The organism is Gardnerella sp. Marseille-Q9185 (genome assembly GCF_046508745.1).
Classification (GTDB): Bacteria; Actinomycetota; Actinomycetes; order Actinomycetales; family Bifidobacteriaceae; genus Bifidobacterium; species Bifidobacterium greenwoodii.
In genome coordinates, this window is sequence record NZ_JBKFWK010000001.1 from 341987 (window position 1) to 368632 (window position 26646).

The 26646-nt window shown below is 42.7% G+C and carries 22 protein-coding genes, 3 tRNA genes and 1 riboswitch; of the genes, 6 read left to right on the forward strand and 19 right to left on the reverse strand.

Annotated features, from left to right (window positions below):
* Positions 1–52: 52 nt before the first annotated feature.
* The 8 genes from tsaD to leuS all read right to left on the reverse strand — a co-directional run bounded on the left by tsaD (position 53) and on the right by leuS (position 10388).
* Complete coding sequence (gene tsaD / locus ACLD5M_RS01300) at positions 53–1096, reverse strand: tRNA (adenosine(37)-N6)-threonylcarbamoyltransferase complex transferase subunit TsaD (RefSeq protein WP_004106430.1); 1044 nt, start codon at positions 1094–1096, stop codon at positions 53–55.
* Positions 1097–1117: 21 nt separating this feature from the next.
* The gene (gene rimI / locus ACLD5M_RS01305) at positions 1118–1648 is read right to left on the reverse strand and encodes a ribosomal protein S18-alanine N-acetyltransferase (protein WP_410314397.1); all 531 of its coding nucleotides are present in this window, start codon (positions 1646–1648) and stop codon (positions 1118–1120) included.
* A gap of 25 nt (positions 1649–1673) precedes the next feature.
* Positions 1674–2522 carry a tRNA (adenosine(37)-N6)-threonylcarbamoyltransferase complex dimerization subunit type 1 TsaB gene (gene tsaB / locus ACLD5M_RS01310; RefSeq protein WP_410314398.1) on the reverse strand — a complete coding sequence of 283 codons (849 nt, stop codon included), beginning with the start codon at positions 2520–2522 and terminating at the stop codon, positions 1674–1676.
* Between the two features lie 138 nt (positions 2523–2660).
* The gene (gene tsaE / locus ACLD5M_RS01315; RefSeq protein ID WP_410314399.1) at positions 2661–3233 is read right to left on the reverse strand and encodes a tRNA (adenosine(37)-N6)-threonylcarbamoyltransferase complex ATPase subunit type 1 TsaE; all 573 of its coding nucleotides are present in this window, start codon (positions 3231–3233) and stop codon (positions 2661–2663) included.
* Between the two features lie 84 nt (positions 3234–3317).
* A complete protein-coding gene (gene holA, locus ACLD5M_RS01320) occupies positions 3318–4316 on the reverse strand; it encodes a DNA polymerase III subunit delta (RefSeq protein ID WP_410314400.1) in 999 nt (332 codons plus the stop codon).
* A gap of 68 nt (positions 4317–4384) precedes the next feature.
* The gene (locus tag ACLD5M_RS01325) at positions 4385–6067 is read right to left on the reverse strand and encodes a ComEC/Rec2 family competence protein (protein WP_410314401.1); all 1683 of its coding nucleotides are present in this window, start codon (positions 6065–6067) and stop codon (positions 4385–4387) included.
* A 7-nt stretch (positions 6068–6074) separates the two neighbouring features.
* Positions 6075–6875, reverse strand: coding sequence for a ComEA family DNA-binding protein (locus ACLD5M_RS01330; RefSeq protein ID WP_410314402.1), 801 nt, complete (start codon positions 6873–6875; stop codon positions 6075–6077).
* Between the two features lie 528 nt (positions 6876–7403).
* Entirely contained in the window at positions 7404–10388 is a 2985-nt protein-coding gene (gene leuS / locus ACLD5M_RS01335; protein WP_410314403.1) for a leucine--tRNA ligase, read from the reverse strand.
* A gap of 239 nt (positions 10389–10627) precedes the next feature.
* On the opposite strand from leuS, the gene ACLD5M_RS01340 reads away from it, so the two are divergent.
* The 3 genes from ACLD5M_RS01340 (at position 10628) to ACLD5M_RS01350 (ending at position 13871) form a co-directional block, all read left to right on the forward strand.
* Positions 10628–11083, forward strand: coding sequence for a hypothetical protein (locus ACLD5M_RS01340; RefSeq protein ID WP_410314404.1), 456 nt, complete (start codon positions 10628–10630; stop codon positions 11081–11083).
* 104 nt (positions 11084–11187) lie between these two features.
* Complete coding sequence (locus ACLD5M_RS01345; protein ID WP_019261113.1) at positions 11188–11994, forward strand: fructosamine kinase family protein; 807 nt, start codon at positions 11188–11190, stop codon at positions 11992–11994.
* A gap of 65 nt (positions 11995–12059) precedes the next feature.
* Positions 12060–13871: a hypothetical protein gene (locus ACLD5M_RS01350; RefSeq protein WP_019261114.1), complete on the forward strand. Its 1812-nt coding sequence runs from the start codon at positions 12060–12062 to the stop codon at positions 13869–13871.
* Positions 13872–13878: 7 nt separating this feature from the next.
* Here the strand turns inward: ACLD5M_RS01350 and ACLD5M_RS01355 are convergent, their stop codons facing one another.
* Both ACLD5M_RS01355 and ACLD5M_RS01360 read right to left on the reverse strand, forming a co-directional pair.
* Entirely contained in the window at positions 13879–15690 is a 1812-nt protein-coding gene (locus ACLD5M_RS01355; RefSeq protein ID WP_019261115.1) for an AMP-dependent synthetase/ligase, read from the reverse strand.
* 133 nt (positions 15691–15823) lie between these two features.
* Positions 15824–16438: a M23 family metallopeptidase gene (locus tag ACLD5M_RS01360; RefSeq protein ID WP_246905458.1), complete on the reverse strand. Its 615-nt coding sequence runs from the start codon at positions 16436–16438 to the stop codon at positions 15824–15826.
* Between the two features lie 203 nt (positions 16439–16641).
* Here ACLD5M_RS01360 and ACLD5M_RS01365 point away from each other — a divergent pair.
* Both ACLD5M_RS01365 and ACLD5M_RS01370 read left to right on the forward strand, forming a co-directional pair.
* Positions 16642–16717 (forward strand) — tRNA-Asn (locus tag ACLD5M_RS01365).
* 209 nt (positions 16718–16926) lie between these two features.
* Positions 16927–17703, forward strand: a complete 777-nt coding sequence (locus ACLD5M_RS01370; RefSeq protein WP_410314405.1) for an ATPase — start codon at positions 16927–16929, stop codon at positions 17701–17703.
* Between the two features lie 70 nt (positions 17704–17773).
* Here ACLD5M_RS01370 and ACLD5M_RS01375 read toward each other — a convergent pair whose 3' ends face one another.
* The 4 genes from ACLD5M_RS01375 to ACLD5M_RS01390 all read right to left on the reverse strand — a co-directional run bounded on the left by ACLD5M_RS01375 (position 17774) and on the right by ACLD5M_RS01390 (position 21923).
* A complete protein-coding gene (locus ACLD5M_RS01375; protein WP_019261178.1) occupies positions 17774–19267 on the reverse strand; it encodes an amino acid permease in 1494 nt (497 codons plus the stop codon).
* Between the two features lie 47 nt (positions 19268–19314).
* Positions 19315–19501, reverse strand: a riboswitch (Lysine riboswitch).
* 105 nt (positions 19502–19606) lie between these two features.
* A tRNA-Ala gene (locus ACLD5M_RS01380) sits at positions 19607–19679 on the reverse strand.
* A gap of 109 nt (positions 19680–19788) precedes the next feature.
* The gene (locus ACLD5M_RS01385; RefSeq protein ID WP_410314406.1) at positions 19789–20883 is read right to left on the reverse strand and encodes a hypothetical protein; all 1095 of its coding nucleotides are present in this window, start codon (positions 20881–20883) and stop codon (positions 19789–19791) included.
* 134 nt (positions 20884–21017) lie between these two features.
* On the reverse strand, positions 21018–21923 hold the full coding sequence (locus ACLD5M_RS01390) for a DMT family transporter (RefSeq protein ID WP_180964353.1): 906 nt from the start codon (positions 21921–21923) through the stop codon (positions 21018–21020).
* Positions 21924–22382: 459 nt separating this feature from the next.
* Here ACLD5M_RS01390 and ACLD5M_RS01395 point away from each other — a divergent pair, with 459 nt between their 5' ends.
* Entirely contained in the window at positions 22383–22787 is a 405-nt protein-coding gene (locus ACLD5M_RS01395) for a pyridoxamine 5'-phosphate oxidase family protein (RefSeq protein WP_410314407.1), read from the forward strand.
* A gap of 145 nt (positions 22788–22932) precedes the next feature.
* Here ACLD5M_RS01395 and ACLD5M_RS01400 read toward each other — a convergent pair whose 3' ends face one another.
* The 5 genes from ACLD5M_RS01400 to ACLD5M_RS01420 all read right to left on the reverse strand — a co-directional run bounded on the left by ACLD5M_RS01400 (position 22933) and on the right by ACLD5M_RS01420 (position 26596).
* Positions 22933–23382 carry a DUF3021 family protein gene (locus ACLD5M_RS01400; protein ID WP_004135312.1) on the reverse strand — a complete coding sequence of 150 codons (450 nt, stop codon included), beginning with the start codon at positions 23380–23382 and terminating at the stop codon, positions 22933–22935.
* A 68-nt stretch (positions 23383–23450) separates the two neighbouring features.
* Entirely contained in the window at positions 23451–23972 is a 522-nt protein-coding gene (locus ACLD5M_RS01405) for a LytTR family DNA-binding domain-containing protein (protein ID WP_410314408.1), read from the reverse strand.
* Positions 23973–24150: 178 nt separating this feature from the next.
* Complete coding sequence (locus tag ACLD5M_RS01410) at positions 24151–24969, reverse strand: histidine phosphatase family protein (RefSeq protein WP_375169396.1); 819 nt, start codon at positions 24967–24969, stop codon at positions 24151–24153.
* 34 nt (positions 24970–25003) lie between these two features.
* A complete protein-coding gene (gene glmU / locus ACLD5M_RS01415) occupies positions 25004–26413 on the reverse strand; it encodes a bifunctional UDP-N-acetylglucosamine diphosphorylase/glucosamine-1-phosphate N-acetyltransferase GlmU (protein WP_410314409.1) in 1410 nt (469 codons plus the stop codon).
* A 112-nt stretch (positions 26414–26525) separates the two neighbouring features.
* A tRNA-Gln gene (locus ACLD5M_RS01420) sits at positions 26526–26596 on the reverse strand.
* Positions 26597–26646: the final 50 nt, after the last annotated feature.

The following is a 26646-nucleotide window of genomic DNA, read 5'->3' on the forward strand; positions in this document are numbered from 1 at the left end:
AAAGCGCGATTTTTATCACGACTTTTTAGCGCAACTTTTATTATTTCTACTATTATAAACTTACCGTTGTAAGCGGCATAGCAGAATCGATTGCAAAATCAGGCGCGGAAGGACGAACCCCTGCTTCCACCAAATTCACGCCTAGCATTGCAACCATCGCACCGTTATCCGTGCAAAGCTTCAACTCCGGCAAACGCACTTCAATTCCATGCTCTTTGCCACAAGCCAACAAATGCTCGCGAAGCTGCGAATTAGCGGAGAAGCCGCCGCCAATCATAAGAGTTTTAGAACCGTACTGCTCACAGCCCATCATAGCTTTGCGCGAAAGCACTTCCGCCACAGAATTAGCCAAAGAAGCGCACACGTCGTCAACTGGAATTTCAAGACCTTGAGCCTCGCGCGCTTCAACCCAACGAGCAACAGCAGTTTTTACACCCGAGAAGCTGAAATCGTAAGGATGCTCTTTTCCGGAACGACCTTGTGTTAAGCCTTGCGGAACTTTCAAAGTATCCGGATTGCCAAGCCTTCCATGCCTATCAATATGAGGGCCACCCGGGTATGGGAATCCAAGCAAGCGCGCAACCTTATCAAAGCACTCGCCGGCAGCATCGTCCAAAGTTGTGCCAACAACGTCAATACTTCTAGCAATATCGTTCACATGAAGAAGCGAAGTGTGGCCGCCGGAAACAATTAAAGCCAGCACATCTTCCGGCACGTCGCCGAATTGCAATTGCGTTACTGCAATATGCCCAATTACGTGGTTAATACCATAAATTGGCTTATTTGCAGCCCAAGCCAAGGCTTTAGCTCCCGAAACTCCCACAGCCAAGCAGCCAGCTAAACCAGGGCCTGCGCTTACTGCAATTGCATCAACATCGCTTAAATCCATGTTTGCGTCTGCTAAAGCTTTAGAAACAACCGGCACAAAAGCTTCAGCGTGCGCACGAGAAGCAATTTCCGGAATTACGCCACCGTAGCGCGCGTGCTCCTGCATTGAAGATGCCACCACATTTGACACCAGCGTGCGTCCGCGCACAATAGCTGCGGCCGTTTCGTCGCAAGTTGATTCAATTCCCAATACGATTGCTTCGCTCATTTTATTCCTCTTTATTCCTCGTTATTTCTCAGTTCCATTATTTTTTGCTGTTAGATCAGCGCACATTGTGTACGCATCCACGCCTTCTGGCTGATAGTAACGTTTTCGCAAACCCATTTTCTTAAAACCAAAACGTTCATACAACGCGAGCGCAGGAACATTATCAACTCGCACTTCCAGAAGCATGCGTTTGGCACCAATTTTTTCTGCGGTTTTGATCATAGTTGATAAAAGTTCCGCCGCTAAGCCTTTTCTTTGATATTTTTTCGCAACGCCAATTGTCATTATTTGCGCATCATCGCCGTCAAACCAGTAGCCAGCATACCCGCATAACGTATGCGTATTTTCGTCGATTTGAGCGTAATACGCGCGCATAGGAGCTTGCAATTCTTGCGAAATCATGCTCTCGTTCCACGAGCCTTTTCCAAACAAATCGGCTTCAATCGGCGCTATTTTTTGCGCTAACTCATCGCAAGTAAAATCGCACTTAGGAACTATATTGCAATTCTCGGCTACTGCAGGAAATTTAGAACGCGTTATATCAACAATCATAATTACTCAAATCGTTAAAACGCTTCTATTTTTCTTTTGCCTTATTCGCTTCGCCAGATCCAAGCACATGCTTAAGCGGATTTGGCACAGACACGTCCGGACGGCGCAAATACAGCGGTTCAACAGCTTTTACGCACTCATCTTTATTGGCACAATTCTCAGCGCATTCTAAAGCGCACTGTTCGAAAATCTTCAAACCTTTAACACCCAAGTCAAGCGCGCAAACTTCTGCAATAACGCCAACGTTAGCAATATTTCGCCAGTCTTCAACGTACTTTTTAGCACCGTGACCGAGCACATCCACGCAATAATTTTCGCTAGTTTTGCTCGCTAAATACTCGTTTACGCGAGACACAACATTTTGCGGATAGTCAATATCCATATTTATTAGCGCATTTCCTTCGCAGTCGTACAAACACATGTACACTTGGCGGCGGCGCGCATCGTTTAGCGAAAGCACGAAGTGACGAATATTAGAATCGCAAGACTCGCAATAATCAGCGTCATTCGGAATATTTAGTAGCAAATCTTTGCAAATAACGCCATTTTTGCGCGCTTCTTCAAACGCACCAGAGCGCATCATAAGGCTTTGAGGAAGAAGACTATCGCACCCCAAAATTTCAGCATTATTTGCGAACGCAATTGCTTTTGCTGCAACTAATCCTGCGCGAAGACCAGTAAAAGGAGCAGGGCCTACTCCCACAACCACGCGATCAATATCCGAAGTCTTAAGCCCCGCATTTTCCACAACTTTCGCAATATTTACTTGCAAACGCTCTACGTGAGTGCGAGAATCTGTTTCAACAATCGGCTCATGGCCCACAATTCCAACAGTAGAGCCAAATGATGTGTCAATAATCAGCGTATTACTCATGTTCATTCCTTAACAAAACGTACCCAATCAGCTTACTCGCTTACCACAACTTGATTTATTTGCAGCGATATTTACAGCGTTATTTATTGCGATATTTGCCGCGATATTTGCCGCGATATTTGCCGCGATATTTTTTAATTACAATTTTGCAAGTCGATTAAGCCAATCCTTGCCAACAGCTTTCAAAGTTACGATTCGCTCACCATCGCTAGTAAAATCATCTACTTGCGAAGAATCAATAGGCCTTGCAATATGAACCTCTAAGCGCTCAGATGCCAGCACTCCAGCCATTTGCTCACCCCACTCCATAAGCACAACAGTGCCATCTCCTGGCTCTTCCAAAGCTTCATCAAGCCCCAAAGATTCAAGCTCGTCAAGCAAACGCGAAACAGTATCTTGACCCGGAGCAAAATTCTCACCACCCAAACGGTAAGCGTCAACGTGAATTAAAGTTGCAGGCTTACCATCCGCAAAAGTGCCGTGCAATTCGCGCGCAATCGTAAAAGTTGGAGACACAATCGGCTCGCTAATTGAAAGACCTGCTCCAAAACCTTGTGCGAACGTTGTTTTGCCAGCTCCAAGAGGGCCAGAAAGCAGCAGAACGTCACCTTCTTTAACAAGTTTTGCCACAGATTCACCAAGCTCGCGCATATTAGTATCCGTAGGCACAGTACGAATTTTTTGCTGTTCTAACACCGTTTCTTCTTTCATACTTAACACAATCTTTCACACAATATTTTTAATTTAAGATTTTTAATTTAAGACTTCAAATTTACAATTTTTAATTTAAGATTTTTAATTTCCTTTAGACGCAATTATCATAATGCATTTTTCAAGCGCATAATTCGCGTCGCTAGATCCGCCTTTGCATTGCTCATCCGCCCAAGCTAAAGCTTGTAAACTTTTAGAAACTCCAGCGCTACTCCATCCTGCAAGCTGACGCATTGCCATTTTCAGCGCCCACGGATTTGCTTTCGCTTCCGCACTAGAAATTGTGCCGTTACGAACCGCCATTGCGAGCGCAATTAAACGAACTTTTGAAGCCAAAGCGCCGATTAACGCTATAGGATCGACTCCTTGCGCAACTGCAGTTCTTGCAGAAAGCACTGCAGAACCTAAGTGACCTGTAACAGCTTTATCTGCCACAAAAAAGCCGGTAACTTGCGGATCTGCAATCAAGTATCGGTCAACAATATTAAGAGTTATTGGATTATCGTCATAGTCGAAGCATAATTGCGAGCACAATGCTGCAAGCTCGCCTGTTTTTCCACCCAAAACTGCCACAAGTCGTTGCGCAGCTTGAGGCTCAACACTTCGATTGTGACGATCAAATATGCTCATAACAAAGTTGAGCTTTGCATCGTCTTTTTTAAGATCCGGCACTGTGATTGTTTGAGCACCAGCTTTTGTAAGACGCGTAACAATAGATTTTCCTTTAAGACCGCCTTCATGGCGAGCAATAACCCAGCTTAAAGAAGATTCGTCGAAATTATTTTCGTTATTTTGCGCTTGTTGGCAGAATTTTTCAAGCGCTTCTACTAAAGACTCATCCGCACTTTGCAAATCGTCAATAATAACTATTGTGCCGTCACCAAAAAGCGAAGGGCCAACAGCTTCGTCAAACGCATACTTGTCTGCAGACGAAGCGTCAAGCTCAATAATTTCAGCATCCGGAGCATTCTTCTGTATTTTTTCTCGCAAAGTTCGAGCATTAAGATTGTTTAAATAAGCATCCCCGCCAACTACAAGAGTCACCGGCATAATACGTTGTGCGCGATTATTACTTGCTGCCATAATGCTCCTTAAACAAACCAACTTTAACCATCATAATATTCCTCTCGAATATGCGTGCGTGTTTAGTACTACTCGAAGATTTGCGCGGCTTCACTTATGGTTCGCTTTGCAGAAGATGCCCATAATTGTCCGATTATGCTTAAGCGCTGAACGCAGGCGCGATTGTGAAAGACACGAAAAGCAAGCATAAAAACAGCAAATATTGCAACTTCTACTCCTGCCATCATCCACGCTCCAGCAGCACCCTTCATCCAAGGAAACACGCCAAAAGCTGCTTCGTCACACCAATACGCGCACTTTTCCATAAAACTTGTTCCAATTGATGAAACTCTTGCAAAAACAAGCGACGCCCCAGCATTAAAACTCGCGCAAACAAGCGAAATTAAGCCGAATACTGTTGCCCAATCCATAAAAGGCGCAATTATTAAGTTTGCTGGCACAGACATAAAAGAAACTTCCGGCTGCATAAGAATTTGCACTGGCATCGTCCACAATTGTGCAGCTAAAGTTATTGCGAGCGCAGAAGCAATAAAACGCGGCACATATTGCGAAAATGTTTTAGACATTGGCACTCCCATAACAACAATTCCCAAAGTTGCTGCAGAAGAAAGCGCAAAAGCATAGTCCCAAGCGTACGAAGGGTTTACTAGTAGCACTACAATAACAGTCCAACTTAGCGCGCTTGCCGACTGGTATGGTCGCTTGCAGCACCACGCAACCGCGGATATTATCCCCATAATCAGCGCCCTAAGTACAGATGCTGAAGGGTAAACTATTGCAGCTAAAGAAATCTGCAACGCAATTTGTATTGAAGAAGTAGACCAACGCGGAAGCAGTAAATATGAGCAGCATCGGTAAATAATCATGCTAAGTAGCAAAAAGTGTCCGCCTGAAACAGCCATAACGTGCATAATTCCAGCATGCTGAAAATGCTGACGCGTCATAGTTGAATAAGTTTCGTCTATTGGATTTAGCGAATTTGTTACTTCCGTTGGCACATACTCTTGCCCCAACATTCCAATAGTTACTCCCGGAACCAGCATTCTGCCTTGAGTATCAAGATTATTCGTTACGTTATAAAACGATTTCCACAAGCTACTAGCAGAGTTTTGCCAAAAGTTTGCGCCTTGTATAATCTGCACATTTTGTTGCGTTTTTTGCACATGCAATTCAGGCTTATTGTCAAAACGCGAAGATTTTAAGCTAACAGGCACTCGAATCTGCATGCCGTAACTAATATTTCTACAAACTGGATTGTATGCGTAAAGCCTAGCATTAACGTAACTTTGCGCATTTGCGAATTTGTAAACGCGCACATTAGCTTGACAATCTCCATTAAAACTTTTTGACGCTCTAAAAGGAGTCAATACTCTAACTTCCGCTTCTGCAACACGAGTATTCAAAGTAGATTTATAGTTAGAATAATGAATTTTAGTAAGGTTTTCTGCACGTATTTCTTGCGCAATAACGTCTTTTGAAAGCACGCATTGACCAAGGTATGAAATCATGCATGCTGCTAAAGAAACGTACGCTACTGCTTGAATAGTTCTGCTCCAGTCATTGCATTTACGACGCAGAAAAAATGCTACTAGAAAAGCGAAGGAAAATCCTATTATTGCAACGATTCCTGCGTTAATTACTCGCATTTGGCTCATCCATTTTCCTATTAGGCATCCAGCCCAATAAGCTGCAGCAACAAAAATCATTCTAAAATCGCGACTTCCAGAAACGTTTTCTACTTTTTCTCGCATAATTCACCTATTTAACGTCAACGTTTCCGCGGAATTTATTCAAAGTTTTAGGACCAATGCCCTTTATTTGCAGCAAATCTTCTAAACTTTTAAAACCGCCAACTCGTTTTCTATGAGCAATAATGCGCGCAGCTGTTTTTGGGCCGATTCCTTTTAAGCTTTGCAGTTGATCCACTGTTGCAGTGTTAATATTTATGCGAAAAGTATCACTCTTATTAGAAGCAGATTTGCTTTTTCTACTTTTTCTGCTTTGACTGTTTCGACCGTTTTCAGAGCTTTCACCACTTTCGCTACTTTCGCCACTTTCGCCACTTTCGCCACTTTCGCTACTTTCGCTACTTTCGCTACTTTCGTTACTTTCGATACCGTAGTCAGATTCACCATTTTTGTTATTTTTCTTAGAATTACTATCTTCTAAATCGTCAAAAGAATGCTTTGAATAATCCGCATTGTCTTCTACTTTTTGCAATGATTCAGACTTACTATTTTGCACACGCTGATACGTTAACGACTGCGAAATAAGCATGGTAAGACTCGCACACAATGCAACGACCAGCACGAACATAATTGCCAAAGTATGAACAGGTTTCATATGAAAGCGCGGAGAAGATTTTATGTTTCTAATAGTTTCGTCGAAAGAATTAAAGTTATTTTCAATATTATTTTCGCTAAAAGCGTCGTCAAAACTTCGCTTAGAAAATTCTTCTAAAGAAGACGCAATACGACGCCTAGGCAGGTCAGCACCCGGCCTATTAAGAGGCAAATTATTCGAATAATGTTGCCCAAAATTTTGCCCAAAGTCTTCCATAAATCCCCCAAATCTTAAAGTTCTTAACTTAACTATTGGGAAACTTATAACACTTTGCAACAAAAATGCGCGCCTGTGGTTAAAACCTTTAACATTCTCTACTGTTCAAAGAACACTAAAATTAAAGCTCTGCTGACACCACACTAAACACAAAAACCACAAACTACCCCGCAGCTTAATTGTGTGACTTTAGTTGCACTTAGTAAACCACGCACTTGCGTAACAAACTTAACTAGTCTATGAGTTTTGTGTTGCGGTTTAATGTGTTGAGAGGCTGGAAAAATTGTGTTCAGTGCTAAAAGAGGACTGAGAAGCTACATTCTTTAAATATAGGCGAACACAATAAGCGTCTTTAGCAACCAGAGCGCCCGAAGGACGGGACGCACGCAAACACAAATTTTCCAGCCTCGTCAAAACTAAAAAACTAAATCAGTTACAAAACTCATAGACGAAACCCAAGAATAACAAAAAATGCTGTAAAGCGCGAAAGCAGGCCGTCGCGCAATACAGCATTAATTAAGCCGAATCTTACCTCTCGTCAGGCACAATAGACACAATCTTCGGAGCCTTAACAATCACCTTGCGCGGAGCCTTACCACCCAAGCGATCAGCTACAGCTTCCAAAGCGAGCTTTTCAAGCTCAGAAGCGTCAATATTTGGATCAACTTCAAGCTTTGCTCGAACCTTGCCCTTGATTTGCACAACAGCTGTTACAGTGTCCTCACCAACGTAGCGAGAATCCGCAACAGGCCAATCGGCGTGAGCAATAGACTTTGTGTGTCCAAGCTTGCTCCACATTTCTTCGCAAATATGCGGAGCAATTGGAGCCAGCATAAGAATCAACGGCTCAACTGCTGCGCGAGGCACGTGAGGAAGAGAAGTCAAGTGGTTGTTCAGCACAATCAGCTTAGCGATTGCAGTGTTTGGTCGCATTGCTTCCATTTCCACAGTCACTTCGGAAATTGTGTTGTTAAGAATCTTTAACGTCTTCTCATCCAAAGCGTCGTCTGTAACCACGCAAGCGCCGGTTTCTTCGTTAACAACGTTACGCCACAAGCGCTGCAAGAATCGCATGCCGCCAACAACGTTGCGCGTATTCCACGGACGAGATTCAGAAAGCGGACCCATGCTCATTTCGTACAAGCGGAACGTGTCTGCACCGTAGTTTTCGTACATGTAGTCTGGGGTCACAATATTCTTTAAGCTCTTGCCCATTTTGCCGAACTCGCGGTTCACGCTCTCGCCGTGCCACGTAAAGGTTGGTTCACCAGCGCCGTTTGAAGCGCCTTCTTCAACCTCGTCGGCCGGCACGTACTGTCCGCGCTCATCCGTATATGCGTAAGCTTGAATCATGCCCTGGTTAAACAGGCGGTGGAATGGTTCAGCGGAATCCACGTAACCCAAGTCGTAAAGTGCCTTATGCCAGAACCTTGAGTAAAGCAAGTGCAAAACTGCATGTTCTACGCCACCAACGTAAAGGTCAACGCCGCCAGAAACATGCTCTTTGCCTGGACGGTTCGTGCCCATCCAGTAGTTGTATTCGTCGCTGTCAACCACGTGCTCAGCGTCGTTTGGATCCAAGTAGCGCATGTAGTACCAGCAGGAACCAGCCCAGTTTGGCATGGTGTTGGTGTCGCGATAGTAGGTTTTTACGCCGTCACCAAGGTCGAGCTGAACTTTTACCCAATCCTCGTTTCGACTCAATGGCGCTTCAGGCTCAGAATTTGCGTCGTCTGGAGCGTAAGTTTTTGGCTGATAGTCTGGAACATCCGGCAAAGCAATTGGAAGCTCACTATCTGGAACCAGGTGTGCAACACCGTCCTCGTCGTAAACGATTGGGAACGGCTCGCCCCAGTAGCGCTGGCGAGAAAACAGCCAGTCGCGAAGTCGGTAAGAAACCCTACCTTTTCCTACGCCTGCAGCTTCAAGCCAAGTCGTCACCTTTTTAATAGCTTCGTCCACGCGCAAACCGTTAATAGACAATTCGTCACCGAGCTTGTGCGTATGCTCTACAGAAGAGTTGATAACAATTCCGTCGTGAGAAACAAACGGAGCATTACCTTCGTAATCTGCCAACTTTTCGCCAGACTCAGGCAAAGGTTCAACCGTGTAGATTACTGGCAAACCGAAAGCTTTTGCAAAATCGTAGTCTCGCTGGTCGCCGCCTGGAACTGCCATAATTGCGCCCGTGCCGTAATCCATAAGCACGTAGTCAGCAGTAAAGAGTGGAAGTTTTGCTCCAGTTACAGGATTGATTGCGTAAAGACCAGTAAACAGGCCGGTTTTTGCTCCCGCGTCTTCCGTGCGATCTTTAGCGGTCTTCGCACGAGCTTGAGCTTGATACTCTGCCAAGCCTTCTTTAAGACTTGCGTAGCCGCCCTTCCAGCTTTCTGGAACGTCCGCACTCCACGCTTCTGGAACATGCTCAAGAATTGGGTGGTCTACGGAAACAACAGCAAAAGTAGTACCAAAAAGCGTGTCTGGACGAGTAGTGTACACTTCCAAATCGCGTGTTTCGCCGTCTGCACATGGCACTTCAAAATGCACGGATGCACCGTGAGATTCACCAATCCAGTTGCGCTGCATAAGCTTAACTTTTTCTGGCCAATCAATAGTGTTCAAATCTTCAACCAAGCGGTGTCCGTAAGCGGTAATTCGCATGGACCATTGGCGAAGGTTGCGCTGGAATACTGGGAAGTTTCCACGCTCAGATTTTCCTTCTGCAGTAACTTCCTCGTTTGCAAGCACAGTACCTAAACCTGGGCACCAATTTACAGGAGACTTAGAAATGTAGGCAATACGGAAGTCGTTTAATACATCCGCCTGTTCTACCTTGTTAAGCTCTTCCCACTTTTTGCCTGCAAATCCTGGGATTTCGCGCTTGCCACTCTTAAACTCATCAACAAGCTCAGCAATTGGTCGAGCAGAACCTTTTCCGCCGTCTTTGCGCACAAAATCAGGGTTGTACCAAGCGTCATAAAGCTTGGAGAAAATCCACTGCGTCCAACGCACATAATTCGTATCAATAGTTGCAAAAGACCTACGATCATCAAAGCTCAAGCCCATGCGATGCAGCTGCCTGCGCATATTTGCAATATTCGCTTCGGTAGTAATGCGCGGGTGCTGACCAGTTTGCACAGCGTACTGTTCAGCCGGCAAACCAAAAGCGTCGTAACCCATTGCGTGAAGAACGTTTTCGCCCTTCATGCGATGGTAGCGGCTTACAACATCCGTTGCCAAGTATCCAAGAGGATGCCCAACGTGCAAGCCTTTACCGGAAGGATACGGGAACATGTCCATTGCAAAGAAAGACGGGCGGCCATCCGCAAGCTTTCCTTCGCCATCCTTCAAATCGCCCTTAACATTAGCAGCCCAGAACGTGCCTTGTTCATCCCAGGTTTTTTGCCAGCGCTGCTCAATATCTTGTGCGAGCTGCGCATTGTAACGAAAAGCTGGCTCAGCAATAGTAGCTTTATTGTCAGCTGTTGCATACTGTTGATCGTTGTCGCTCATACCCTAGGACTATAGCGTCTTATGCAGTCATTATGCAACACTTTTTACAAGTTTTATTGATATTTATTGAGAAAATATTTAGTTTTAACGTAATTTTTCCTAATACGCTCACAAAATTAAGCTTTTATGCTTATTTCGCAAAATAAATCATTACAATAGTAAATAAAGTTTTTAAGCAAATAAAGATTATAAAATTAGGTAAAATTCAATAAAACTATAAATATTAAAGAGGTTGTGAATTGAAAGTACAAAAAAATACGTTACTACTTATTGCTTGCTTAGTTTGGGGCGCTGCTGGTTTTAATATTCTTAAGATTGGCTTGTTGGCTTACCAGAATTATTTGCAGCCACTAAATTACGTTTTGTCGCTAGTTGTTTTTGCAATATTCCAATTCCTTATTTTTGGAAAACTCGTTAAAAAACATACTCAAAGAATCCTCGCATACAAAGAAAAACAATTTTTCCTCAAATTCTTTGACGTAAAATCCTTTATAATTATGGCTTTTATGATGACTGGCGGAATTGTTTTGCGCGCAACCAACGTAGCTCCCGAACAGTTTATTGCAGTGTTTTACACAGGTTTGGGCGCAGCCCTATTTTTAGCAGGATTACTTTTTGGTTACCAGTTTGCAAAAACATTCTGCCCTGCGCTTAAACACAGCTTGTCTGATTGTGCTAATACTTCAGTAAAATAGTGAGATTGGGAATAATTTAGTTTATTCGGCAAATATTTACTAAGTGTGTGACGATAAGCCGCATATGCATAAGCCGTATATGCTACTACGTTAAGAAGGCTGCTATGAACAATAATGTGTATAAAAAGAGCAGATTATACGCACCTGAGCGTTTTTTTGAATGCGAAGGCAAGGGTTTGCAATGGTTGCAAGAAGCCCACAAGTTTGGCGGCCCTAGAGTTGCAAAAGTGTTTGATTGGGGAAACGATTACCTTAATATTGAGCAAATTGACACTGCTTCCCCAACTCCTTTAGCTGCTTTTGAGTTCGGTGCAGCTCTTGCACACATGCACGACTATGGCGCGAAATATTTTGGTCAAGCTCCTGCAGATTATGATGGAACATGCTATTTTGGGCCTTTAAGCGACCCTGTTAATATGCCAACTGGCGAGTGGAATAACGTTATTGACTACCTTGCGGATGGCCGTTTGCGCCCTATGGTTAATCTTGGAATTTCGCGCGGCGAGCTCACTAAAAACGATTTGGCTCTTACGAACGAAGTTATTGATGCGATGCCTGATTTATTAGGAAAGACTGCGGAAGATAAGCCTGCGCGCGTTCACGGAGACTTGTGGAGTGGAAACGTTTTGTGGACTAAAAGCGAGGATGGAGAGCATACGGAGGCTGTGCTGATTGATCCTGCAGCCCACGGAGGACACCGCGAAGAAGATTTAGCTATGCTTCACCTGTTTGGAATCAGCTATTTTAAGCAGATTTTGGACGGATACCAGTCTGTTCACCCACTTAAAGCAGGCTTTGAGCAGCGTATGATTATTTGGCAGCTCTACCCTATTGCAGGCCACTGCGTATTCTTTGGAGGCGGATACGTAAGCGAGTATCGAGAAATGTGCAGAAGATTATTAAATAGCTGATTTTCAGCAGTAAACAAATAAAACATTTAAAGACTTAATCGTAAAAATTACGAAAGGCCATTAGTATGATCCGTTTGCGTGTAAGCACTTGGAAAAGAATTATAGTTGTGCTAACAACACTAGTTTCAACACTATTTGTTGTTAGTGCATGCGGCACTACCCCTAAAACTTCTTCCAGTCCTAAAAACGTGCAGCAAACGCATAGCGGAAATGTTGTTATTTTTACACCTTCAGACGGTTTAGCTTTAACAAGACACAAGCCACTAAGCACATGGGATCATCTTGTTCCAGAAATAGTTAAAGACTTAAAAAATAAGGGTTTTAGCGACGATTCTATTACTACAAAAACTTCTTCTAGTTTTTCACAGCAGAGTCAAGATGTGCAGGATTATGTTGTGAATTTGCTAACACCGTTGCATTCGGGAAATCATAACAATAAAAATAAGCAAAATACTGGCAATTCAACCGAAAAAATTAAGAAGAAGCTGAGTAAAACCACTATTGTTATTGCTCCATGGACTAATAAGAATGGCAATAATAATTATGGTGATTACGCAACCTTACCTACAGCAAACAAAACAGAAAATACAAAAAGCAAGCATGGTCTTTTGACAAGCAAAAATGATTCTGAAGACACAGACAAAAATATTCTTCTTTCTCAAAAACGTTTAGCATCATCTCTTCGACTTGCTCAAAAGTCTGGAATGCACGTAGTTATGCTTTCGCGCTCAATTCCAGGATTTAAGCCAGATGTTCTTTTCCACCTTTCTGACGCTAGTAGCATTGGCGAAACTCAAGCAGCAACATTAGTTCAAAAACTTGCTCTCGACCGCGCTACTCGCGAAAATCCGCGCTATATTGAAGTTCTTTTGCCATGCCATAATCAGAAAAATATAAATTTGCACGCAAAAACTACCAGTGGCACAAACGGTCAAAACTCAAACGATTCAAACAATTCAAACGCTTCTGACTCAAATAATGCAGATTCTAATAGTGAAAACCAAAACTCTTCCTCAAATAATAATCAAGAATCTCAAAATAGTGACGAAAATAGTTCAGATAATGCAGATACCAGCTCCTCAACACAGTTAGAAGACGAGTTTGCAAAAGAAGCTTTTGCTGGAATGTGGAAAGTACTTAGACCATATTTTGCTTCTGGCACTCTGCTTAGCACTTCCGGAAAATTGCACGCAAATAGTAGTGAAAAAGACTGGATTAACGTTGCTTTTGACGCCGACGATTCGGATGCTGTAAAAACTGAGTTGAAGAATCGTATTACTAAGCACAATAATCTTCTAACACCTTCGCTAATGCATGTTGACGGAATTATTGCTCTTGACGATCAAGTTGCTTTACAAGCTTCGCAAACTTTAAGCGATTTAGGCTACGAAGGAAGCGCTGCAGACATAAATCCTTCGTTTACTTTGCCGGATGTTATTGGAAACTTCATTGGTAAAAGAAATCTTATTAAACGCCCTGTTCCATCTCCTAAAAACAGCTCCAATAAGCACGCAAAAGACGCACAAATTAGCAAGGAACAGTCCGACGACGCTAACGATGCTGCTCACGCTAAAAAATGGCCTGCAATAACCGGTTACGGAGCATACAAGAATATTATGCCAAATATTGTAAGCGGTAAGCAGTGGATGACAACTATTGAGCATCAGGCACAGATTAGTAAAGATATTACAGAAATGTGCGATTCGTTAAATAGAACCGGAAATCTTTCTAAGAAGATTGCAACAAAGCAATCGACAATTGAGCCTGGAATTACTGTTCCAACCGTTTACGAACAACTGTTAGCAGTTAGTGCAACGAATTTGAAAGCTCGCCTAATAGACCCGGGCTACATTTCTCTAGCTGATGCAGGATTGTAAAAGTTGCCTAGCGCTTTCGAGGAGCGTAAATAACGCGCTCAATAAGCTCGTGGTAGCGCTCAACAACTGCCTGACGTTTAGCTTTTAAGCTTGGCGTAAGCAGGCCGTTATCTTGCGTAAAAGCATCCGGCACTATTTCAAACTTGCGAATAGACTCCGCTCTAGAAACAAGCAAATTAGCTTTAGTAACAGCGCGCTCAACTTCTGCACGCACAATTCCGTTTACGGACGCTTCTTTAAGCGAGCGCACTTTGCACGCTCCTCTGGATGCAAGCCAAGAATTTACTTCCGCCAAATCAAGCGCAATAATCGCCGCAACGAATGGCTTTCTATCTCCAATAACAACAGCTTGAGAAACAATTGGAGAAGACATTAACGAAGCTTCTAACGCGTTTGGAGATAAATTCTTTCCGCCTGCTGTAATAATAAGATCTTTCTTTCTGCCGGTAATATGCACAAAACCGTCATCATCTAAAGAACCAAAGTCACCCGTATGCAACCATCCGTTTACAATCTGCTGACGAGTAAGTTCCGGATTATTATGATACCCCTTGCATACTGCTGGACTTTTAATACACAGCTCGCCATCGTCCGCAATTGCAACAGACACGCCTTTTACCGGCAAACCAACAGTTCCAATACGGTATCCGGTTGTAGGATTCACCATAGCCGGAGCACAAGTTTCAGTCATTCCGTAGCCTTCAAGCAAAGGCAAACCGATGCCGTTAAAGAAGTGCGCAATCGACATATCTAAAGGAGCGCCGCCAGAAATAGCGTACGAAACAGAACCGCCGAAAACTTGCAAAAGAGGATCGTATACTAATTTTTTGCAAATAGCGCGACTAAGAGCGAGCATTGGCGGAACCATTGCGTTAGACTGCTGAGAATAAGACCATTGACGCGCAACTTTTGCCGCATAAGCAAAAATAAAACCTTTAACTCCCCTGCCAGCTTTTTGCGAAGCAGCGTTATAGATTTTTTCAAAAATACGAGGAACGCCAAGAATAAAAGTCGGCTTAAACGTTTGAAAATCACTCAAAACTGTTTTCAAATTGCTCGTTAAACCAAGCGTAACGTTTCCAGCAAAGCAGAAGAATTGCATAAATCTTGCAAACACGTGAGCAAGAGGCAAAAACAGCATTAAGCGAGGATTACCTTTTAAAGCAATATCTGGCATAGAAATAACGCCTGACTTTGCAATAAAAGCAAAATTACTATGCGTAAGCTCAATGCCTTTAGGCTCGCCTGTTGAACCGGAAGTGTAAACAATTGTTGCTAAATCACTTCCGCAAACAGCATGGACTCGCTCGTAAAACTCCGAATCAGTTACAGTTTTACCGTACTCAATAAAAGCATCAAGCGCTCCACGGTTTATAACATAAACGTCGTGAAGAGTAGGACAATCATCCTTAACAGCTTCTATTTTTGGAAGCATATCGGCAGACTCAACGAATATTGAGCAAACTTTAGAATCCTCAACAATATGCTGTATTTGAATAGATGAGCTAGTTTCGTAAATTGGCACAGTTAAAGCGCCAATAGACATAATAGCCATGTCAAGAACAGTCCACTGCCATGAAGTATGCGCAATAATCGAAATAGAATCCCCCGGCATAACTCCGCGAGCAATAAAACCTTTAGCAACAGCAACTACCATATCTCGAAATTCTTTAGCAGAATAAGACTTCCACGAGCCTAAAGAATCAACATACTCAATTAACGAATCATTAGCGCAGCGAGAAACTCGATCTTCTAGCAGAGAAAAAATATTAACATCTGTATCAATAGCTTCATCAAGTGGACGAGAATATTCTTGCATATGCGCTCCTGTGTTGCATAATCGATGTTAATCTTTACTATACGCTGTTCACACCCTCAAACTATGGCAATATCTACAATATTGATGCAGATTTTGTTCAGTTTTCTACAAATATGAATATTTATTATGCTATTTAGGCGACTGGTTTAAGAACGATTTTTTTGCGAGCAGTCATACTTGCAGGGTTTACGTAAGTGCGATTCTTTCGTTTTAGACCCCATTGCACGCAGCGATTTGCGCAATGATCCGACCCGCCTTCAACATGAGCAAATTTTTGCCCCTGCTTTACAAACACTCCAACAGTGAGATTTGTTACTGCAGGCTCAAAAGTAGAAGTAAGCTCACCATGCCTAATTGTTACAACAGACTTTCTAGCAACTTTACCAACAAAACTAATAACACCATCTGCAGGAGCATAAAGAGGAGTTCCTTTTGAGGCTGCTAAATCCACACCGCGATGCCCAGCCATCCAAGGCTTAGGCGGTGGATTAAAGGCTTTTACAATACGAGGAGGCTTTACCGGCCACTTCATAGCAGATTTACACGTTTCTTCACTATAAGAACTTTTAGCAAGAGCGCAGATTTTACAGCATGCGCCTAAAGATTTAGAAGCGTAGTATTTAGCAGGATTATTTTGCTGCATTTCGTATTGCGAAAACAGCGCATCTAATAGAATAACTGAGATTATAAAAATTCCCAAGCAGGCAGCTATTCGGCAATATAATTCATAATTTTTGCGAATACACATATATCCCCCATCAATATTTATAAAGCGGCTTTTATAAAAGTTTTGCAGCTAATTTACCAAAATCATAAGCTTTTAGCGCATTGTGGATAAAACATATGCTTATAATCACTATTTCGACACGCCAAAACACGCCATATTTGCATCTTCAAAAATTCCGTGTAATATAAATGTCTTGTGCGCGGCAGTAAGCCTGCACAAAATATTCCTGCGTAGCTCAGTTGGCAGAGCGTTCGACTGTTAATCGAATGGTCGCTGGTTCAAGCCCAGCCGCAGGAGCCATTAAGCCACTGGAAATCCAGTGGCTTTTTTGTTTTTTAAAACACGAGCATACCTCGCTGCTTGCTAATTAGTTTTAAGGCAAAACCATCAAATATCAACACAATATGTAGCTAACAAAGTGGCTAACTTAAAAGCTTTGTCGTAAAATAGATAGAAATGTGGCATCAAAAGATACTCATTGGGCAATCATTAACAAACAGAGGAAAAAAATGATTCAACACACCTCCGAAAGTGCCGATAAAGGCAAACAGAAGAAGCTAATCATCCTTATTGTAGGTATTGTTGTACTTGCATTAGCTCTTAGCGCACTTGGCGCATTTTGGTACGTAAAGCAAAGTGAGCGCACAAAGGCTGCACGTAAACAGTGCGAAGTTAAAGTTGCCCAAGTTATGAAAGCTAAGAAGACGTGGGACACTTTAGTTGAAAACAGGATTCTTATTAAGCTTTCAGAAGATAAGTCTGAAAATGGCAAAAAGCTTGCGAAAATAATAAAAGAGAAAACTCCTGACGCTGTAAGCTGCACAGCAAACTCTCCAGAAGAGCTTGGAAGCCAAAGCGCTGAGGCTTTGGCAGCTTCTGAATGGTATGCAGTTAAAGCAAAAGAAATTAGATCTTTAGCTGTTGAATTACTAAATAGCGTTGACACAAAATCTGACGACAAAGATAAGAAGGAAGAAAAGAAGGAAGAGAAGAAGGAAATACAGCGAACAACCAGCAATGTGATTAGGCGTGCGAACGTTATTCCTCAAAAGACGAAGCCAGCGCCTAAGAAGGACCCTAAGAAGGACCCTAAGAAGGACCCTAAGAAGGATCCTAAAAAGCCAGAATGCAAGAAAGGCGACAAAGACTGCGAGTGCGAAGGCAATGTCTGCAAGATAGTAAAGCCAACCGATCCACCAACTCCACCAACTCCACCAACTCCACCAACTCCACCAACCCCACCAACTCCACCAACCCCACCAACTCCACCAACAGCACATCAATAAAATAGAATTAACATAAAATAAAGCTCCCAACGGATTCGTTGGGAGCTTTATTTGTGCCTTTAAATAGTTTTTAAGCTCTTGCCTGATTAGCAGCTTTAATACCAGCTAAATCAACTTCTTCAAGCGGAATAACCTTAGTATGATTCTTAATCTTGTATCCAACGTACAAAATCAAGAACAGTGGCACAGACATGTATGTAATGCCAATGGCCTGCCAGTTAAGAGTTGCAAATGAGTGCAAATCCTGGCCAATAATAACAAGAACGCACAGAAGGAACGCAACAATCGGACCAAAAGGATACCACTTTGCTCGGTACACTAAATCGTCCAAAGAATGCCCCTGAGCCACATACGCTTTTCTAAAGCGGTAATGCGCTAAAGCAATACCCGCCCAAGCAATAAAGCCTGTTAAACCACTTGCAGCAACCAAGAACATGTATATTTGCGAGCCAAAAATACTCATGAAGAACGTGAACAAAGCCACCACAAATGTTGCAATCAAAGCTGGAACTGGAATACCACGGAAGCTTACTTTGCCGAAAACTTTCGGAGCATTACCATCTTTTGCAAGAGCATAAAGCATTCTAGTAGAAGCGTACATTCCAGAATTTGCTGCAGAAATAACAGAAGTTAAAATAACGGCATTCATAACTGCTGCAGCGGCTGCAAGACCTGCACGCTGGAACACGAGTGTGAATGGGCTTATAGCAATATCAGTTACTTCGGATCCAAGCAAATTCTTATCGGTGTAAGGAATAATGCATGCAATAACGAAAATTGCGAGGATGTAGAAAAGAAGAATACGCCAGAACACTTGCTTTACAGCCTTTGGAATACTCTTTTCTGGAGTTGCAGACTCGCCTGCTGTGATACCAATAAGCTCAGTTCCTTGGAACGAGAAGCCAGCAATAGCAAACGCACACAACACTGCAGGAACACCACCGGCAAACGGAGCATCCTTATGCGTAAAGTTTTGCAAGAATGGAGCTTTTCCACCAATAATGCCAACAATTGTAAGCATGCCAACAACGAGAAACACAATAACCGCAACAACTTTCACAATAGAAAGCCAGTATTCTGTTTCTCCGAAGCACTTAACTGTAAGAACGTTAATCAGCAAAATAAGCATAAGAACCGAAAGCGAGAAAATCCATATTGGCACTTTCGGGAACCAGTATTGCAAAACAATTGCTGCAGTACTAACGTCCACAGCCACCGTAATAGCCCAGTTAAACCAATAGTTCCAGCCCATTGCAAAACCTAAAGCAGGATCAACAAAGCGTCCGGAGTACGAAGCAAACGAGCCACTAATAGGCATAAACGTTGCCATTTCGCCAAGAGAAGTCATAAGGAAGTAAACCATAATGCCGATTGCGCCGTACGCAAGCAAAGCGCCGCCAGGACCAGCCATGTGAATTGTTGCACCACTGGCAACAAATAAGCCGGTACCAATGCTGCCGCCTAAAGCAATCATGGAAATATGACGTGTTTTCAAAGCACGATGAACATCGTGATTCTGCTGAGAAGTTTGTTCAGCAGTAGATGGTAATGAACTATTACTCATTTTTCCTCCTTTTATGTCGCATCAGAGGCAAAACAAGCAACAGCGTGCGTGTCGATAGCGCTCCGCAGCGAATGCCGAATCGCTGCGACAGTACTTGGTTTATTAAACCAAGTCCCAGCTCACTACCTTTGGAAATCAGTAGTAAACTTCGGCGCTCTCCCCTTTTGTAAGTAATCAACGCTTTTCCGAGCTCATACTTACTACTCTTGTTGAGCGCAACCTCTGGTCGATGGTGTTCATTATTAGTACGACTTAGCGACAAACACACAGAATTGCGGCGTGGCGGAAAGAGAATAAAAAAAAATCTCGGCAAATTATGTAACCTGCCGAGATAAATCGTGGAGCTAGGGGGATTCGAACCCCCGACCCCCTCCATGCCATGGAGATGCGCTACCAGCTGCGCCATAGCCCCGTTTTTAGTTATGCTGTTCAAGCGAACCTTTGATAGGATACAACAAATTAGCGCTCTATCCAAATGCGGCGTGTCGAATCAGCTTAAATATTACTAAAAATATCGCTACTTAATTACCGCTTGAACTACCGGAATTTTCTGCATTTCCAGAAGTAGACGCTCCGCCTGAAGCTCCCCCTGAAGAAGATCCTGAGCCACCGTTAGAAGAACTACCTGAAGCACCACCAGGAGCAGTTGACGAGGAAGACTCCCCGCTGTTATTTCCAGAAGTTGATTCTCCAGAATGCGATCCGCCACTTGTTGAAGAATTATCACCACCAGGCTCACCATCTGTAGAATTTCCTAAATTAGAATCCGAGTCATCGCGGGAATGTAAACCATTGTTTTCATCCTCTTTTTCTGAATCCTGATTTTCTGAATCACTATCAGACGGCTTCTTATGCTCAACGCCATTATTGCTATTTTGTTGAGGATTTACCTGATTTTTAGGCTTCTGCTGAATCTGCTGAGGCTGAATATTGTCCGTTCCCTTGCCTTGCGTAAAAAGCAAAACAATTCCTGCAGTAACAACAACAGCAACCAAAGCGCTTATTACAGCTATAGCAATAGTTGCAGCATAACTATTCTTAGGTCGATTTAAATTACTTTCGTTAGCATAATTAGAATCGCGAATAGCTTTAGATAACGGCACAGGCTGACTCAACTCGCCTTCCGACAACTCCATATCTTCTTCGCGCTGCTCGCGTAAAGCAGAAAGCTCTAAAAGTCGCGTATTTTCTAATTCTGGATCTTTAGCTTCAGAGCTTATAGTTCGCCCAGAATTAACTTCACTATTTTGCCTAGAATACGCCATACGAGCATCATCTCCCGCGACTTTATATCCAGCATTTCTTACTTCAACATTGTAGACAGGATGCATGTTAAGAGTTTGAACATTATCTTTATATTGCTTCGAATCATTAGCATAACCAGCAGAATCAGAATTATTAAGATTCTTAGGATTTGCTTCAGCTAACTTGCGAGAAGAAGCGTGAATAACATTCTGATACAGCTGAGAAGCCACAGCCGACACAATCGAACCAATAGCCACACCAATAACCGAACCGGCAATACCAATTTTAGAAGCAAGCAAAAACGAGGTCACTGCTGCCAGCGAACCCGCTAAAACCTGCGTAAATGATATGCCTTTGAAGAAATTCTTCACGTGTTTACCTTAACTACCTAACAATGTATTGCGAAACATAAATGCAATATGTATAAACTTACTACAAATTACAAATTACCATTCACAACGATGGTATCACTCAAGGCATGAGTTGGATAGCTATTTTTATGAATCTACTTAGTTCTTTCTTTGCTGCCATAATGTTCGCCCAAGCTTGCAATAATAATGGCTGCAAATATTAAGGCAAATCCCACAAATGCCATATTTGACACATACTCATGGTAAAGCAGCGTAGAAAATAGCAGAGTAAATAAGCTTTCAGTGCACATAATAACCGATGCGTTTGCTGTAGAAAGATTAACCAAACTATAGTTTTGCATAATTTGTGCCACAACAGTTACCACAACAGTTAAGTAGAACATGTTTGCAAAAATAGAAAGATGATCCGCACCGTTGAAATTAGGCAAAGGCTCATAAATTAGCGCTCCAGCTAAGAACAGAACTCCTGAAACAACAAATTGGCCAAAAGTTAAGGTTACAGGATTGTATTTTCTTGAATAATACGCAAGGAACGTAAGATTAAAAGCAAAAACTGCAGCGCATACAAGAGTCAGAATATCGCCATAAGAAAGCGTAAGAGCGAACATTCCTGGCTTTAAAGCCACAAAACCAACGCCAGCAACGCAAACTACTGCAGCAATCAAACCTAGTATCGTAGGCTTTTTCTTAACAATTAGCCAAGCTGAAAATGGTGTAATCACGCAGTAGGCTGCAGTAAGAAAAGCGCTACGACCCGGATCAATTGTTTGCAATCCTTCAGTTTGCAAAACTAAAGTTGCGTAGTACGTAACTCCGGTTATTAGCGAAGGAATAATCAATTTTTTTGTAAAAGTTTTACGAAGAGTGCCGAAAAAAATTACAAACATAATCGCGCACGCACCAACCATGCGCACTCCCATAAGCCATTGAACCGGAAAAACTTCAAGAGCATACTTTGAAGAAACATAGCTGCCACCCCAAATAGCAGCGCAAACCAACAACATTAGTTGAGAAATATGAACACTCTTCCCTTTAGGCATGCCAGATTTATCAACTATTGTTTTAGCTGCTTCACCATTAGCTTTCATAACGCCTCCCCTTCAACTATAAAAGTTGATCCACTAATAAAAGTCGCTTTCTTAAAGCCGCTTCATAAAAGTTACTTCCTTAAAGTCGCTTCCTTAAAATTTTCTTTTATTTAGTGAATTTAGTTTATAAAATACACAGATTAGCCATAAAATCGTGAAAAGTACAACTTTTCGGCGTTCTTTCGGAAAATTTCCGATATGCACTTCATAAAACCGGCATACTTAACTATTTTGCTTTATATCTTTCGCTTAAGTAACTTTTATAAAATTCGGTGATTTATATCACAACTGCGTAATTTTTTGCAGCACACACTCGTATACTCTTCTAAAACAGCGTAATGTAAAAGTAATGACTTGTTTAATTGCACACCACAGACGCGCGCAATTTTATCAATAGCGAAAGGAAATATTATGTCAACTCTTAACGCCGATATGAAGGAATTTATTGCGAATAATTTGGCTTGGATTGCAACTGTAAGCAAAGATGGCGAGCTTGATTTAGGACCAAAAATGTCTATGTTTGTTCTTGACGACAATCACCTTGCATACCACGAGCGCACTGCAGGCCAGCATTTTAAGAACTTGCAAGACGGCAGCCAGCTAGTAGTTGCTTTTGCTAATTTGGCAGAAAAGAAGGGTTATCGCTTCCGCGGAACCGTAACTCTTCACACGGATGATGCGATTTACGAAGAGCAAGTGCGCGTGGCCGAAGAAAAAGGCACAAAGAAGCCGGCTGCAGTTCCAGTTATGGAAATCACTGAGATTCAGGATTTGACTTCTGGCGCTACTGCCGGCAAAACAATTGCAAAAGATTAATTTATAGCTTGCGCAAAACGCCGAATTAGTACGTTTCAAGCAAGCGGCATACAATATCGAGTGGCGTTCGTCCTCAAAGGCGAAGATGAACACCACTCAATTTTTTATTTGATTATTTTTATTTGATTATTTAGTTGTTGCTAATTTACTTGCTTTCTTTACGCAATTCGCGCAATCTAGAGTTCATTTCTTCCGCTTTCTTCTTCTCGAAGTAATAGATTATTCCAGCAATAGCAATCGGGAAAATAACAGTGAACGCAATCCATCCGCAAATCACAGCTGGCTCATCTTTGAATGAAATCCATCCAACAATCACAGACACAATAAATTGAATAGCAATTGGTGGAACTAGTGCAAAAACAAACTTTGCAAGATTTGACATACGCTCATTCGACCAGAAAATAGCGAACACTCCATAGCCTATGCCAATAACAAACGACGCCACAGCATAAGATGCAATTCTGTTTCCAACCGCGCTATGCGCTAACAGGCTAGATACAAAACTGATTGCAGTAAAAATAGTGCACGCTATGCCAATGCCATTAACAATGTTTTTTACCATTGTTTTACCAAAAGTTGTAACTTGCTTTTCCATAATAATCGTTTCCTTTTTAAGTATTAAAAAATTAGTATCAAAAATTAGTATTAAAAATACGCTTAAAACTACATTCCTAAGCGCTTTTTGAAACCAGCTAAGCAGCGGCGACTAATCCACTCAACGCTTCCGTCGTCCATTTTTACGCTCATACTTCCGCCGAATCCTGGATCGACTCGAACAATGCGATTCAAGTTCACGATTGCGGATTTAGATATGCGCACAAACGACGCGAATTGAGGATTGTCGAAATCCATTAGGCGCTTGTAAGACACGCATTCGCCTTTATCACTGTGAATGATTACGCGCGAATTTTCTACGCAAATCATAATCACATCTGGCTCGTGCATAACAATAATCGAATCGTTAATATAACCGTATATAAATGAATTATTGTTGCTATTTGCCGCATTCGCAGTATTATTTTCGGCATTATCAGTATTATTTTCGGCGTTACTTGCTTCTGCATTTTTAGAATCAACGCTTTGCAAATTGGCTATAATGCGTTTAAGATTATCGTCAATATTGTGAATTGACAATTGAGCGTGCTGCTCTTCTTCTGGCGGCACAATAGCAATTGTTACTTTCATAAAGCCTCCCTTCCGTATACTACCGTTAGCGTTTGCTAGCTTTTTCTAACTTTTCTTAGCATTTCTAGCTTTTTGTTTTGTAATTTTGACTATACGGCACTGTAAATAGTCTGTCTTTACAAAATCGCTAAACGGTAGTTTTCGAAATATAAGCGGTAAAAAGGAGAGATTATGCCACTTAAGCTGCTCCCCAAATGCGAATAAGACGCTGGCTCGTAGGATCAGCTGCAGGACCTTGATCGTAAGCATCCAGACGCCAACGAATCGAACCATCCTCGTTAAGACTTGGAATTAAACGCGCCCAGCGTCCGTTTCCCATTCCACCAATCGTCTTATAAGAAGGATCCACCTTGTCTAATCCAAGAAGCTTATGAACAGTTTGAGAAAGGCAAGAGCCGTGAGAAAACACTAGCAAATCGCGGTCGGAACCGGTTTTGCGCGCCCACTGTTCAACAGTTGCAGCAGCGCGCTCGCCAACTTCCTGCTTAGTTTCTGCACCGTGCTTTAGCTCGCCGCCTTCGCCTTTTACCCAAGCGTTAAAATCTTCCGGCCATTTTTCGCTAATCTGCTGACGGTTCAAGCCCTCCCACTCGCCAAAGAAGCGCTCGCGCACGCCATTTTCAACGTGCACATGAAGCCCAAGCTTATCCGCAAAAGCGTGAGCTGTTTGCTGCGCGCGAATAAGCGGAGAAACAATCGCCACAAAACTCGCGTCGGCTTCTTCCGGAGTAATACGTACATGCTCAGCACTGTTCGGATCTTTTGGATCTTCCAAATCAGAAGCGCCAAAAAGCACGCGCAAAGCCTTGCCAGAGCGAGTCACCTGATCCATTCCCGACTCATCCAAAGCAATATCAATCATGCCTTGAAGTCGAAACTGCGCATTATAAGGCGTCTGGCCGTGACGAACAAGCATAACAGAGCGCGCAAGTCCTTCATGATTACTATTTACATTCACATTGTGAGACTTAGTTGCGTTTTCAACAAAATCAACCATAACCTACCGCCTTTAAAGCCGTTTTATAAATAATTTATCGCTCCCAAGCAGGCTTCCAGCCTTCAATTACGTGCTGCGTATTTTCCGAATACACCATAGAATCAGCCGGAACATCGTGACGCACAACAGAACCAGCACCCGTAGTCACGCCATCCGCCACATTAACTGGAGCCACAAAAAGATTACCTGCACCAACATGAACGCCAGAACCGATACTCGTATGATTCTTATGCACGCCATCATAGTTTGCAGTAATAGTTCCGCCACCAATATTCGTATGCTCACCCAAGTTAGCATCGCCAATATAGCTTAAATGCGGAACCTTAGTGCCGTTACCAATATGCGCCTTCTTCATTTCCACGAAAGCGCCAGCCTTACTTTCTTCACCAAGCACATTTCCTGCGCGCAAATACGTCCACGGACCAATGTTAGCAGCCCTGCAAATATGCGATTCTTGCACGCGCGAACGCTCAACTACAGCATCCTCGTCAACTTGCGCGTCAATAAGAGTTGTGTAAGGACCAACAACAGCACCACTTAAAACAGTAGTATGACCTTGAAGGAAGCAGCCAGGAAGAACCGTAACATCTTGAGCAAGAGTCACATCATCTTCAATCCAAGTAGTATCCGGATCAAGAATAGTTACGCCTTCAAGCATCCAATGCTCACAAACACGCTTATTATAAGCTTTTGCGAGCGCCGACAACTGCACGCGAGTATTAACACCCTCTACGCTAAGAGGGTCAGGAGCAGACATTGCTCCCACATGACCAAACTTTCGAGCATGTTCCAAAGCATCCGTCAAATAAAACTCGCCTTGAGCATTCTGAGAATTTAAGTTTGCGATTGCATCACTTAGCACATCTGCATCAAACACATAGACGGAAGTGTTCACTTCTTTAATTTCAAGCTCTCCAGCATTAGCATCCTTATGCTCTACAATTCGCAAAACATCGCCGTTTGCTTCGCGCACAATACGGCCGTAGCCAGTAGCATCGTCTAATACTGCTGTAAGAACAGTTGCAACATTGCCATGATTATTGTGAAAATCTACTAAAGATTGAAGAGTTTGAGTGTCCAAAAGAGGCATGTCACTTGCTGCGATTAGCACAGCGCCTTTTAACGTTTCGCCATTTTCGCGTTTTGAAACGTTATTAAGATCTCGAATAGCGCATTGAACAGCTCTTCCAGTTCCAGGCTTTTCGTCTTGATTTACGATTAAAGCATTGCTGTTATAGCTAAGAGCAGCTTCAGTTACTAAATCAGCCTGAGCATGCACTACTACAGCCAGCTTATTTGGATTTACGCCAGCAATTGCGCTCATAACACGATTTAGGAATGTTTTTCCAGCAAAGTTATGAAGTACTTTCGGAGTTGCTGAACGCATACGCGTACCTTCACCCGCCGCTAAAATAATTGCCGCGGCAACATCATGCTTTTCCACGCATGCTCCTTATGTTGTATTAAATAATATTCTTACTTATTTAATTCTATTACGTCTTAACGCCTATCCAAAACAAAAACGCTACTTGCAAAACAAGTAGCGCCTGTATAAGCTCCCTCACCTGGATTCGAACCAAGACAAAGGGTTCCAAAGACCCGTGTGCTGCCATTACACCATGAGGGAACGGCGGAAAAACCGCCAAGTCACTATTATGCCACACGAATTGACTTCGT

What these genes read in the sequence shown, in the direction of transcription:
- tsaD (WP_004106430.1), bottom strand. Translation starts at nt 1,096, where the DNA reads ATGAGCGAAGCAATCGTATTGGGAATTGAATCAACTTGCGACGAAACG.
- rimI (WP_410314397.1), bottom strand. Translation starts at nt 1,648, where the DNA reads ATGATTGTTGATATAACGCGTTCTAAATTTCCTGCAGTAGCCGAGAAT.
- tsaB (WP_410314398.1), bottom strand. Translation starts at nt 2,522, where the DNA reads ATGAGTAATACGCTGATTATTGACACATCATTTGGCTCTACTGTTGGA.
- tsaE (WP_410314399.1), bottom strand. Translation starts at nt 3,233, where the DNA reads ATGAAAGAAGAAACGGTGTTAGAACAGCAAAAAATTCGTACTGTGCCT.
- holA (WP_410314400.1), bottom strand. Translation starts at nt 4,316, where the DNA reads ATGGCAGCAAGTAATAATCGCGCACAACGTATTATGCCGGTGACTCTT.
- ACLD5M_RS01325 (WP_410314401.1), bottom strand. Translation starts at nt 6,067, where the DNA reads ATGCGAGAAAAAGTAGAAAACGTTTCTGGAAGTCGCGATTTTAGAATG.
- ACLD5M_RS01330 (WP_410314402.1), bottom strand. Translation starts at nt 6,875, where the DNA reads ATGGAAGACTTTGGGCAAAATTTTGGGCAACATTATTCGAATAATTTG.
- leuS (WP_410314403.1), bottom strand. Translation starts at nt 10,388, where the DNA reads ATGAGCGACAACGATCAACAGTATGCAACAGCTGACAATAAAGCTACT.
- ACLD5M_RS01345 (WP_019261113.1), top strand. Translation starts at nt 11,188, where the DNA reads ATGAACAATAATGTGTATAAAAAGAGCAGATTATACGCACCTGAGCGT.
- ACLD5M_RS01350 (WP_019261114.1), top strand. Translation starts at nt 12,060, where the DNA reads ATGATCCGTTTGCGTGTAAGCACTTGGAAAAGAATTATAGTTGTGCTA.
- ACLD5M_RS01355 (WP_019261115.1), bottom strand. Translation starts at nt 15,690, where the DNA reads ATGCAAGAATATTCTCGTCCACTTGATGAAGCTATTGATACAGATGTT.
- ACLD5M_RS01360 (WP_246905458.1), bottom strand. Translation starts at nt 16,438, where the DNA reads ATGTGTATTCGCAAAAATTATGAATTATATTGCCGAATAGCTGCCTGC.
- ACLD5M_RS01370 (WP_410314405.1), top strand. Translation starts at nt 16,927, where the DNA reads ATGATTCAACACACCTCCGAAAGTGCCGATAAAGGCAAACAGAAGAAG.
- ACLD5M_RS01375 (WP_019261178.1), bottom strand. Translation starts at nt 19,267, where the DNA reads ATGAGTAATAGTTCATTACCATCTACTGCTGAACAAACTTCTCAGCAG.
- ACLD5M_RS01390 (WP_180964353.1), bottom strand. Translation starts at nt 21,923, where the DNA reads ATGCCTAAAGGGAAGAGTGTTCATATTTCTCAACTAATGTTGTTGGTT.
- ACLD5M_RS01395 (WP_410314407.1), top strand. Translation starts at nt 22,383, where the DNA reads ATGTCAACTCTTAACGCCGATATGAAGGAATTTATTGCGAATAATTTG.
- ACLD5M_RS01400 (WP_004135312.1), bottom strand. Translation starts at nt 23,382, where the DNA reads ATGGAAAAGCAAGTTACAACTTTTGGTAAAACAATGGTAAAAAACATT.
- ACLD5M_RS01405 (WP_410314408.1), bottom strand. Translation starts at nt 23,972, where the DNA reads ATGAAAGTAACAATTGCTATTGTGCCGCCAGAAGAAGAGCAGCACGCT.
- ACLD5M_RS01410 (WP_375169396.1), bottom strand. Translation starts at nt 24,969, where the DNA reads ATGGTTGATTTTGTTGAAAACGCAACTAAGTCTCACAATGTGAATGTA.